The sequence below is a fragment of the Clostridioides sp. LIBA-6622 genome, assembly GCF_056716095.1.
Window position 1 is genome coordinate 3,139,707 of sequence record NZ_CP196998.1, and the last position, 11,491, is coordinate 3,151,197.

Genomic DNA, 11,491 nt, shown 5'->3' on the forward strand with positions numbered 1-11,491 from the left:
TAAAAATACAAGGGGGATGTATAAAAATATGGCTAGAAGACCAAAAATAAAGATAACTTTAATAGATAAAAAAGAAAAAGGTGCTTGTCATTATGGACATAAGATTGGAGATTCATTTGACTTTGATACAGAAAGGGGGAAATTATGCCCAATGGCATTACATGTAGCTTTTCCTTATATTGACATACTACGATATGGTGGAAGTATACCTGGAGAAGAAAATAAAAATGAATGTGTATTTTGTTGCCCAGATGCCAAAATTATAAATATATTTAAAATAGAAAAAATAGATTAACAAAAAAAGTCTGAATATAAAGATACTTTATATCCAGACTTTTTGTATTTTAATTTATTATAAATATATATTATTCGTGGTCTTTTACATCAACTTTTATACTTAATTCTTCTAATTGCTCATCTTCTGCTACTGTTGGAGCATTTGTCATAGGACAAACAGCATTTTGATTTTTAGGGAAAGCAATAACCTCTCTTATATTGTCAGCTCCTGCAAGTAACATAACAAGTCTATCAAGACCAAAAGCTAAGCCCGCGTGAGGAGGAGTTCCATATTTAAATGCTTCTAATAAATATCCAAACTTCTCATTAGCTCTTTCTTCTGTGAAACCAAGTGCTTTAAACATTTTTGATTGAACATCAGAATTTGATATTCTAACACTTCCTCCACCTATCTCATAACCATTCAATACGATGTCATAAGCTTTAGCTCTTAAAGATGATTTATCACCTTCTTCTAATTTATCTAAATCTTCATCCATTGGTGATGTAAATGGGTGATGCATTGCTGAGAATTTTCCTGTTTCTTCATCTTCTTCAAAAACAGGGAATTCAGTTACCCATAATAAATTATATACATTTTTATCTAACATATTAAGTCTATTAGCTACTTCAAGTCTAACTTGTCCTAAAGCATCAAATACTACTGAGTTTTTATCAGCTACAAATAAAAGTAAATCTCCTACTTCAGCATTCATTCTTGTAAGTATAGAATTCATTTCTTCTTCATTAAAGAATTTTGCTATTGGAGAAGTTACTCCTTCTTGTCCTACTTTCATCCAAGCAAGACCTTTTGCTCTATATGTCTTAGCATGTTCTTCTAATGATGATATTTGCTTTCTAGTAAAATCATCAGCTTTACCTTTTATATTTATACCTCTAACACTTTTTCCTGGTTGTGTAGCATCTGCAAACACTTTGAACCCACAATTACAAACAACATCAGATATATCTGTTAATTCATATCCAAATCTAGTGTCTGGTTTATCTGAACCATATCTCGACATAGCTTCTGCATAAGTCATCTTAGGAAGTGGAAGTGTCAATTCTACATCTAAAACTTCTTTAAATATAGCTTCAAGCAATCCTTCAATCATATTCATAACATCTTCTTGTTCAACAAAAGACATTTCACAGTCTATTTGTGTAAACTCTGGTTGTCTATCTGCTCTTAAGTCTTCATCTCTAAAACATTTAACTATTTGGAAATATCTATCCATACCGCTTACCATTAGTAATTGTTTATATAATTGTGGTGATTGTGGTAATGCATAAAATTTTCCTGGATTAACTCTACTTGGTACAAGATAGTCTCTTGCTCCTTCTGGAGTTGGTGCAATTAAAAATGGCGTTTCTATTTCACAAAATCTATTATTTGATAAGTAATTTCTTGTAATATTCATTACTTTATGTCTTAGTTTTAAATTGTTTTGCATAGATGCTTTTCTTAAATCTAAGTATCTATATTTTAATCTTAGAGCTTCTGAAACATCATCATCATCTTTTATATAAATAGGTGGCGTTTCTGACTTATTTAAAATTCTAAGTTCAGTTGCAAATATTTCTATATCTCCAGTTGGCATATTAGGATTTTTAGATTGTCTTTCACACACTTTTCCTTTTGCAGCTATTACAAATTCAGCCCCTAATTTTTCAGCTTTTTCGAAAGCTTCCTTATTTACATCTGTATCAAAAACTATTTGACATAATCCACTTGTATCTCTTAAATCAACAAATACAAGACCACCTAGGTTTCTTTTTTTCTGTACCCATCCCATAAGTACAACTTCTTCATTTATGTTCTTTTCTCTCAACTCTCCACAGTAGTGAGTTCTCTTTAAACCCTTTAAAGTTTCCAAGATACTACCTCCATTTTATTTAATTTTAATGCTATATTATCTAATACGCAAAATATCATACTTTCTTATTTTACAGCTTTTGTTTTAATTCTTCAACTAATGTACTTAATTTTACAGTAATTTGCTCTGATGTTTTCATATTTTTTAATGTTGCAGTGTCATTTTTAAGCTCATCATCGCCAATTACTATTGTAAATTTAGAATTTATCTTATCTGAATATTTAAATTGTGCTTTGACACTTCTCTCTATATGGTCTTTATCTGCACTTATATGATTTTTTCTCAATTCTTTTAATAGTTTAAAGCTTTTTGTATTTGCTTCTTCTCCTATTGTCACTATAAATATGTCTGTAGATTGTGGATTTTCTATTTCAATCCCATTGTTTTCAAGTGTAAGTAAAAGTCTTTCAATTCCTAATCCAAATCCAATTCCACTTATACCTTTTGGTCCTCCTAGTTGCTCAACAAGACCATCATATCTACCTCCACCACATACAGTACTTTGTGCTCCTATATCATTAGATATAATTTCAAAAGCAGTTTTTCTATAGTAATCTAGTCCTCTAACTATTGTTTTATCAACTACAAAGTTTATATCCATTTCATTTAAGTACTCTTGTAACTTTGTAAAGTGAGTCTTGCAATCATCACATAAATGGTCTGCAATAAATGGTATATCCTTGATATTTTCTTTACATGTAGGGTTTTTACAATCTATAACCCTCATTGGATTTTTTTCTCTTCTTTCATTACAAGTCTCGCATAATACATCTGCTTTTGAATCAAGATATTCTTTTAATAAAGCATTGTATTCTTTTCTACAAACTGGGCAACCAACTGAATTTATACTTACTATTAAATCCTTTAGCCCAACTTCATTAAAAAATTGAACAGCTAATGCAATTATTTCAGAATCCATTGAAGGAGTGTCACTTCCAAGTGCTTCTATACCAAATTGATGAAACTGTCTTTGTCTTCCGGCTTGTGGTCTTTCATATCTAAAACAAGGTGTAACATAAAATAACTTAGTTGGTTGAGTATCTGCATACAATTTATTTTCTATAAAGGCTCTTACTACACCTGCTGTTCCTTCTGGTTTTAATGTAATCTCTCTGTCACCTTTGTCTTTAAAAGAATACATTTCTTTTTGAACTATATCTGTAGTATCTCCAACACTTCTTTTAAAAAGTTCTGTATGTTCAAATATAGGTGTTACCATTTCTTCATAGCCATATAAAGCACATATTTCTCTAAATTTATTTTCTACATAACTCCATTTATAAGCCTCTTTTGGAGTTATGTCTTTAGTTCCTCTAGGAGCTTTAGTCAACATTTTTATATACCTCTTCTTTCTTCCTTTTTATCATTTCATCTACTCTTGCAATGTATTGTTCAACGTTTTTTACATTTTCTACTCTTTCAATTCTATCTTCATCTACATAAACAAATTTTGATATAGCACCTGCACCTAATGCATAATTACTTTGTTTTTCCTCCATGATTTGTATATTATAAATGCACTCATATCCTTCTTTAGCATAACCTATATTTTCTAAATTTCCTAACATATGTTTTTGTCTATACATATAATATGGATTCAATCCCATATCTTTTGCATACTTCATTGATAAATCTATCATTTTTACCATTTCTTCATACTGTGTTAGGTGTTCTTTATACATATCCATATTTATATTTAAGTTAGATGCTCTTTTTATAGCTAATGTGTGGACTGTAAGACTTTCAGGAGAAAGTTTTTTTATTTCTTCCAATGTATTCCTTACCATATTCAAGTCCTCATCTATAAGACCTAAAATTATATCCATGTTTATATTATCAAATCCCATTCTACGAGCCATATTAAAGCAGTCTACTAAGTCAGAAACTTTATGTTCTCTACCAATTTTAACCAAAGTCTCATCATTCATAGTTTGAGGATTTATGCTAATTCTACTTACATTGTGTTTTTTTAATACGTTTAGTTTTTGCTCTGTAATAGTATCTGGTCTACCTGCTTCCACAGTAAATTCCTTAATTTTAGTTAAATCTAATTCATTAAATAGCGAATTTATAAGCAAGTCTAACTCTTCCTCATCCAATGTAGTAGGAGTTCCTCCACCAATATATAAAGTTTCAATTTCTTTATTAGTATCTTTAACAAGCTTGGCAAATCCTTTAATTTCTTCAATCAATTTATAAACATATTCTCTCTTCAAATGCCCAAATTGCTTTAATGAGTTTGAAGGAAACGAACAATATACACATCTAGTTGGACAAAATGGAATACTTACATAAAGAGAAATTTTATTTTTATCTATAGGATACATAAATACTCGCTCTCTTTTGGCTATTTCAAGAGCTAAATCTATTTTCTCATCTATTATAAAATAATTATCTTTTAGAATGGTTCTTATGCTATCATCATCTAACTTTTTATCCATTAGATTGTGGACAATTTTGACTGGTCTAATACCAGTCAAAATGCCCCATGGAACATAAGAATTAAATATTTGTTTAAGCACTATAAACATGCTTTTTTTAATACTTTCTTTACATAGCTTTTTAAAGTGTCTCTTACTTTCATTGTCTAACTTATTCAAAAACTCTTCAATTGCTCTGCTATTATCAAATCCATTTAAAAATTCGAGATTTATATTTTCTATATTTTGTATTGATTCATACTTCAAGTTTTCATCTTCATAATACTCAGTATTTGAAGACAATACTCCATTTTCATAAATTAATCTATTTATTAAATACATTGACTCAGTATTATTACTACATTTATCAGAGTCATTAAATTTAAATTCATTAGTAAACAATTTTATAAGTTCTGCTACTTCATACTTATAATCATGTCCTTTTAAAAAAACATATAACATCAACTTAACTCCTTCTATTTAACAGTAGAAGAACCCCATTTCTAATACAGTTATTAAATATTTGATATATTATTTAATACTAATATAAAATTACATATAAGGATTTGTCTTCTTTTCAACCCCTAGAGTACTAGTTGGTCCATGCCCGGGATATACTCTAACAGCATCTTCATATTTACATAATTTTTTAAGTGATTTTTCCATTTGATGAAAATCTCCGCTATACAAATCAGTTCTACCGATACTTCCAGCAAATAAAGTGTCCCCTGTAAATAATTCGTCTTCAACTCTTATACACATACATCCTTGTGTATGTCCTGGAGTGTGTAAGAAAGTCAATTTTAATTCACCAAGTTCAAGCTTGTCTTTATCATTTACATATATATCTGCATCAAACTCTTGTGCTCCACATCTCATTGTATAACTTAAATTTTTATTTTTGTCATTTAATAATTCTTTCTCATCAATATGTGCAACTACCTTAGCACCAGTTTTTTCCTTAATATCTTTAACATATCCTATATGGTCTCCATGTCCATGAGTAAGGATTATATATTCGATATTTAATTCATTTTCTTTTACAAAACTTAGAGTATCTACTAAACTTCCACCTGGGTCTATAACTGCACATTTTTTAGTTTTTTCATCACCTAATACGTAAGTATTTACTCCAAAATAACTGTCTACAAATTTTTTTATAACCATTAAAGTTTTCCCCCTTAAAAAGATTTACTTGAGTCTAATAGTATTGTTACTGGACCATCATTAGTTAATTCCACCATCATATGAGCCGCAAATTGACCTGTACCAACTGTTACACCTTTATCTTTTGCCTTTTTTATAAACTCTTCGTACAGATTATTTGCAAGTTCTGGTTTGGCTGCATTGCTAAATCCAGGTCTTCTTCCTTTTCTACAATCTCCATATAAAGTAAATTGAGATACTACTAAAAGCTCTCCACCTATATCCATTAGAGATAAATTCATTTTGTCATCTTCATCTTCAAAAATTCTCAGATTCAATATTTTGTCAATCATATAATCTACATCACTTGATTTATCATCATGAGTCACTCCCAATAATACTAGTAACCCTTTATTTATTTGACCTATAGTGTTTTCATCTACTGTAACTTTAGATGAAGATACTCTTTGTACTACTGCTCTCATAGTTTCCTCCCTATTATTTTAACTCTAATTTGTCATTCTATAAATACTTTCTACACCAGGAATTGCTTTTAATTTTTTCATTAGAATTTTTAACTCCTCTGTGTCATTAACTTCTACAAGTAAGTTTATACTTACAATGCTATCTTTACCTTTTCTTGCATTTATCCCATTTAAACTAAGTTTATCCATTGCAACAATATGAGTTATTTCATTAACAATTCCTCTTCTGTCAACAGCCTTTATTTGAATCTCTGCTTCAAACTTACCTTTTCCTACTGAACTCCATGAAACTTCTACCAATCTATTTTGGAAGAAATCTCCATTATTGTTCGCATTTGGGCAATCAGCTCTGTGTATAGCTACACCCCTACCCTTAGTGATATATCCTACAATTTCATCTCCTGGAAGAGGATTACAACACTTAGCAAATCTTACTAAGATATTGTCAAGTCCTTTTACTATAATCCCTTGTGAAGCATTTTTCTTTCTCTTTTTACTGTATTCTGTTTCACTTATATTGTGTTTGTTTAAATCTTCTTCTTGTATTTGTTGTTCCTTTTTAACTTTTTTAACTTCTTTTAAATATAAATCTTTTACTTTAGATACAACTTGAGATGACATTATGCCACCATAACCTACAGTAGCAACTAAATCTTCAACACTTGGCTGATTAAATTTCTTAGCAACTAATGCCATATATTTTTCAACAAGAGGGTCTTTCTGTGGTATATCATGCTTCTTAAATTCTCTTTCTAATATTGTATTTCCACGGTCAACATTTTCTTCTCTTCTTTCTTTCTTGAAAAATTGTCTAATTCTACTTTTAGCATTTGGTGTCTTTACTATATTAAGCCAATCTCTGCTTGGACCATTAGAATTAGATGATGTAAGCACCTCTACAATATTACCATTTTGAAGTTTATAATCAATAGGAACTATTCTTCCATCAATTTTAGCTCCTACACATTTATTCCCTACATTTGTATGAACTCTATATGCAAAATCTATAGGTGTTGATTCTGCTGGTAATTCAATTACGTCCCCTTTTGGAGTAAATACGTAAACCTGACTATTAAATACATCTTCTTTAAGTGCATCCATAAATTCTTGTGGGTCTTTTAAGTCTTTTTCCCACTCCATCATTTGTCTCAACCACTGAAGTTTCTCTTCAACTTTTGATTCTTTACTAGAAATACCTTCTTTGTATTTCCAATGGGCTGCGATACCATTTTCAGCTATGTTATGCATTTCATGAGTCCTTATTTGTATCTCTAAAGGCTCTCCATCAGGACCTACAACAGTAGTATGCAACGATTGGTACAGATTTGGCTTTGGCATTGCTATATAATCCTTAAATCTGCCTGGAATAGGTCTCCATAATGTATGAACTATACCAAGAACTGCATAACAATCCTTTACATTATCTACTAATATTCTTACTGCTGTTAAATCAAAAATTTCTTCAAAAGTCTTGTGTTTTTTTTGCATCTTTCTATAAATACTATAAAAATGCTTTGGTCTACCATATACATCACATGGTATACTTAAATCTTTAAACTTCTCTTTAAGAAGTTCAACAATTCCGTGTATATAATCTTCTCTTTGACTTCTCTTCATTGATACTCTATCAACTAAATCGTAATACCCTTCTGGATCCATAAATCTCAGTGCTCTGTCTTCTAGTTCCCACTTTATCTTAGAAATCCCTAATCTATGAGCTATACCTCCATAAATTTCAAGTGTCTCTTTCGCCTTATATTTAGCTTTTTCTGGAGGCATATATTTTAAGGTTCTCATATTATGCAATCTATCAGCAAGTTTTATAAGTATAACCCTTATATCTTTCGCCATTGCCAAAAACATTTTTCTTAGATTTTCAGATTGAGTTTCTTCTTTTGAACGATATTTTATTTGACCAAGTTTTGTTACTCCATCAACTAAATCCGCTACTTCTTTGCCAAATTCTTTTGTTATGTCTTCATAGGTATATTCTGTATCTTCTACAACATCATGAAGTAAACCAGCTGTTATAGTTTCAATATCTAATTCCATCTCTATCAAAATATTTGCTACTGCTAATGGATGAATAAAGTATGGTTCCCCAGATTTTCTATATTGTCCTTCATGCGCTTTTTTTGCAAGATTATAGGCTTTTTCAACCATTTCAAAATTTGCATTAGGTGCATAAACTTTTATTTTTTCAATTATTTCTTGTAATTCTTTATCATGCATATAACCACCTATTTTGTATAAAATTTTAATATATATGAAAATAGTTGGTGCTATACCAACTATTGTAAAAGTACTAGTATTTTATAAGAGAACTAACATTATAGTTAGATAATTTTTCTCTCCCATTTAAGAATTCTAGCTCAATTAAAAATTGCATAGAAACTACTTCTCCACCTAATTTTTCTACAAGCTTAGCAGCAGCTTCCATAGTTCCACCAGTAGCCAATAAATCGTCTACTATTGCTACTTTTTGACCTTTTTTAATTGCATCTTTATGTATTTCTAAAGTATCCGTACCATACTCTAAGCCATACTCATAACTTTCAACTTCTCCTGGTAATTTTCCAGGCTTTCTAATTGGAACAAACCCTACTCCTAAAGCATACGCTACAGGTGTACCCATCAAAAATCCTCTTGCTTCTGGTCCTATTACTAAATCTACACCTTTACTTTTTAGTTCTTCAACTATAGAGTCTACTGCATATTTAAATGCCTCTCCATCTTTAAATAGAGTAGTAACATCTTTAAAATCTATACCTGGTTTTGGGAAATCATCAATATTCCTTATAAAGTTTTTTAAATCCATGGGAAACGCCTCCTAATAACTGCTATTATATTGTTTTTCTAAATTTTTTAGATTATTGAGTATTAAACTCTCACTTAAATCTAATTTCTTCTGTGGTTTTGGCAATATTCTTATGAGTACAGAATTTTTTTCATAATTTAAATTAAAGTCAAGTAAATTTAATTCTCTAAACACATTCAATATCGTAAAAAACTTTAATGGAATTACATTAAAAGTTCCCTTTATATTTAACATATCCAAATCAATTTCTTTTTTTATAAGTGCTTGTTTATAAATTGTTATAAATTCATCTCTTGATGGAACTATATTACTAACTACATTCTTTAAATATAATAGGTCTGTTTTATTATAATATTTTATAATTTCACTTTCTTCTCTTTTATTCTCATATATATACGAATATTCGCCTTTATTGTATAAATAATCATAAAGAATAATATTATTATATCTTTTTAAGTCTATTTTATCAATATTAGGAGAAAATATAAGCTCTAATTTATCAGTATTTTTGCTAATGTCTTCAATAATATTGTAATTTATCTTAAAATCTAAATCCATAAGTGATATATCTGACACTGCTCTATAAAACCCATTTATAGAATTAGATATTATTAATGTGCCTTTTTCAAAATAATCAAATATATTTATATCAGTATTTCCATCAAATAAATCAAAATCAGATACAGATATATTATACAAGCTTTGTGTATCTTTGGGTATTATTTTTGACATTAATTTAAGTGAAAGTTTGTCATTACTTGCACTTTTAGGTCGAGCTAATCGGATATCTTTAAGCAACAATTGTACTTTTCGATTTCCCATATAGTTATTTTCATCCAGCTGGAACAATACATCTACTTTGTCTCCTACTTTATACAATGACTTTAAATGACTCATGTTAAATCCTATACATTCATAGCTTTTTTCTTTTTCTATACTTAATTTTAGATGCTGTTGATTTTTACCTATAACTTTTAAGTCTTTTAAAATATAATTTCTAACTATAAATCTAGGATTTGGATTATTTAACCCAAAAGGCTCTAACTTATGTAATTCTTCTACAAGATTTAAATTTATTACATTTTCTTGTAGTTCAAATTCAACATTCACATTCTCTATCATGTCATCTTCAGTTAAATTATAACTTGCAAATTTGTTTATTTCATTTGCTAAAGCTTCCACATTATCTGAATTTAAAGATAACCCTGCTGCCTGCTCATGACCACCAAACTTAGTCATTAAATCTTTACATTTTACAAGAGCTTCAAATATATTGAATCCTTTTATAGACCTTGCTGAACCAGTAGCCTCTCCATTATCTATACCTAAAAGAATTGTGGGTTTATAGTATTTTTCAGTTAGCTTAGATGCTACAATTCCTATTATTCCATGTTGCCAACCTTCTTTAGCTAAAACCAAAACTTTATCATCATTATATCTACTATTAGACCTTAACATTTCTTCAGCTTCATGATACATCTTAGCTTCTATCATCTGTCTTTCATTATTTTTTTCTTCTAATATATTGGCTATTTCTTCAGCTTCTTCTTTAGATTGAGTGGTAAACAACTCCACTCCTAAATAAGAATACCCTAATCTACCTGAAGCATTTATCCTAGGACCTATTGCAAAACCTATATGAGAAGAGCCTATTTTATCACTTTCTACACCACAAACTTTTATAAGCTCTCTTAATCCAATATTTTTGCCTTCTTTCATTGATTTTAAACCATTTTTTACAATTATTCTATTTTCATCTATAAGTGGAACAATATCACAAATAGTTGCCAAAGTTACTATTTCTAAATAATCATACATACTATTTTTAAATTCTTCTTTTGGAGTTAATGCTTGAATCATTTTAAACGCTACCCCACATCCACATAATGAATCAAATGGATAATTACAATCTTCTTGTTTTGGATTTATTACTGCAAAAGCTGATGGAATCTCATTTTGACATTCATGATGGTCTGTTATTATAACATCTATACCCAAATTATTCGCTATATTAACCTCAGATACTGATGTAATTCCACAGTCAACACTTATAATCAAGTCACATCCCCTAGAGCTTATAAGCTTAATAGCCTCTTCATTTATACCATATCCTTCTTCTAATCTATTTGGAATATAGTAATCCACATGATACCCAATACTCTTAAAATATATACATAAAATAGAAGTAGATGATACACCATCAACATCATAATCTCCATAAATCCAAATCTTTTCATTATTTTCAATGGCTGACTTTATTCTATCAACAGCTTTCTGCATATCTTTCATCAAGAAAGGGTCTCTTAAATAATCTAAAGATGGATTCATAAATATTTCTGAATCTTTTTCAGTACATATTCCTCTATTTTTTAAAATTTGGCATATTTCCGGGGAAATATTAATTTTTTTGCTAAATTCACTTTCCTCTATTTTACCTTTATACTTCAATATCCACTTTTTCAAATTTAA

At 29.4% G+C, this 11,491-nt stretch carries 9 protein-coding genes; 1 reads left to right on the forward strand and 8 read right to left on the reverse strand.

Going from position 1 to position 11,491, the window contains the following annotated elements; genetic code table 11:
- The first annotated feature begins 28 nt into the window (after window positions 1-28).
- The gene (locus ACTG47_RS14855) at window positions 29-295 is read left to right on the forward strand and encodes a TIGR04076 family protein (protein ID WP_074178823.1); all 267 of its coding nucleotides are present in this window, start codon (window positions 29-31) and stop codon (window positions 293-295) included.
- A gap of 70 nt (window positions 296-365) precedes the next feature.
- Here the strand turns inward: ACTG47_RS14855 and aspS are convergent, their stop codons facing one another.
- From aspS to recJ, 8 genes are all read right to left on the reverse strand, one after another.
- The gene (gene aspS / locus ACTG47_RS14860) at window positions 366-2,153 is read right to left on the reverse strand and encodes an aspartate--tRNA ligase (protein WP_479925123.1); all 1,788 of its coding nucleotides are present in this window, start codon (window positions 2,151-2,153) and stop codon (window positions 366-368) included.
- A gap of 70 nt (window positions 2,154-2,223) precedes the next feature.
- Complete coding sequence (gene hisS, locus ACTG47_RS14865) at window positions 2,224-3,486, reverse strand: histidine--tRNA ligase (protein WP_479925124.1); 1,263 nt, start codon at window positions 3,484-3,486, stop codon at window positions 2,224-2,226.
- Window positions 3,476-5,035, reverse strand: coding sequence for a coproporphyrinogen III oxidase (locus ACTG47_RS14870; protein WP_479925125.1), 1,560 nt, complete (start codon window positions 5,033-5,035; stop codon window positions 3,476-3,478). Before ACTG47_RS14870 ends, hisS begins: the two co-directional genes overlap by 11 nt.
- A gap of 90 nt (window positions 5,036-5,125) precedes the next feature.
- On the reverse strand, window positions 5,126-5,740 hold the full coding sequence (locus ACTG47_RS14875; protein ID WP_479925126.1) for an MBL fold metallo-hydrolase: 615 nt from the start codon (window positions 5,738-5,740) through the stop codon (window positions 5,126-5,128).
- Window positions 5,741-5,754: 14 nt separating this feature from the next.
- Window positions 5,755-6,204 (reverse strand): D-aminoacyl-tRNA deacylase, encoded by a 450-nt coding sequence (dtd, locus tag ACTG47_RS14880; RefSeq protein ID WP_021385652.1) that lies wholly within the window; start codon window positions 6,202-6,204, stop codon window positions 5,755-5,757.
- Window positions 6,205-6,228: 24 nt separating this feature from the next.
- Window positions 6,229-8,436, reverse strand: a complete 2,208-nt coding sequence (locus ACTG47_RS14885) for a RelA/SpoT family protein (RefSeq protein ID WP_479925127.1) — start codon at window positions 8,434-8,436, stop codon at window positions 6,229-6,231.
- A gap of 73 nt (window positions 8,437-8,509) precedes the next feature.
- Window positions 8,510-9,022, reverse strand: coding sequence for an adenine phosphoribosyltransferase (locus ACTG47_RS14890; RefSeq protein WP_169469928.1), 513 nt, complete (start codon window positions 9,020-9,022; stop codon window positions 8,510-8,512).
- A gap of 12 nt (window positions 9,023-9,034) precedes the next feature.
- Window positions 9,035-11,485: a single-stranded-DNA-specific exonuclease RecJ gene (recJ, locus tag ACTG47_RS14895; protein ID WP_479925128.1), complete on the reverse strand. Its 2,451-nt coding sequence runs from the start codon at window positions 11,483-11,485 to the stop codon at window positions 9,035-9,037.
- Window positions 11,486-11,491 lie beyond the last annotated feature (6 nt).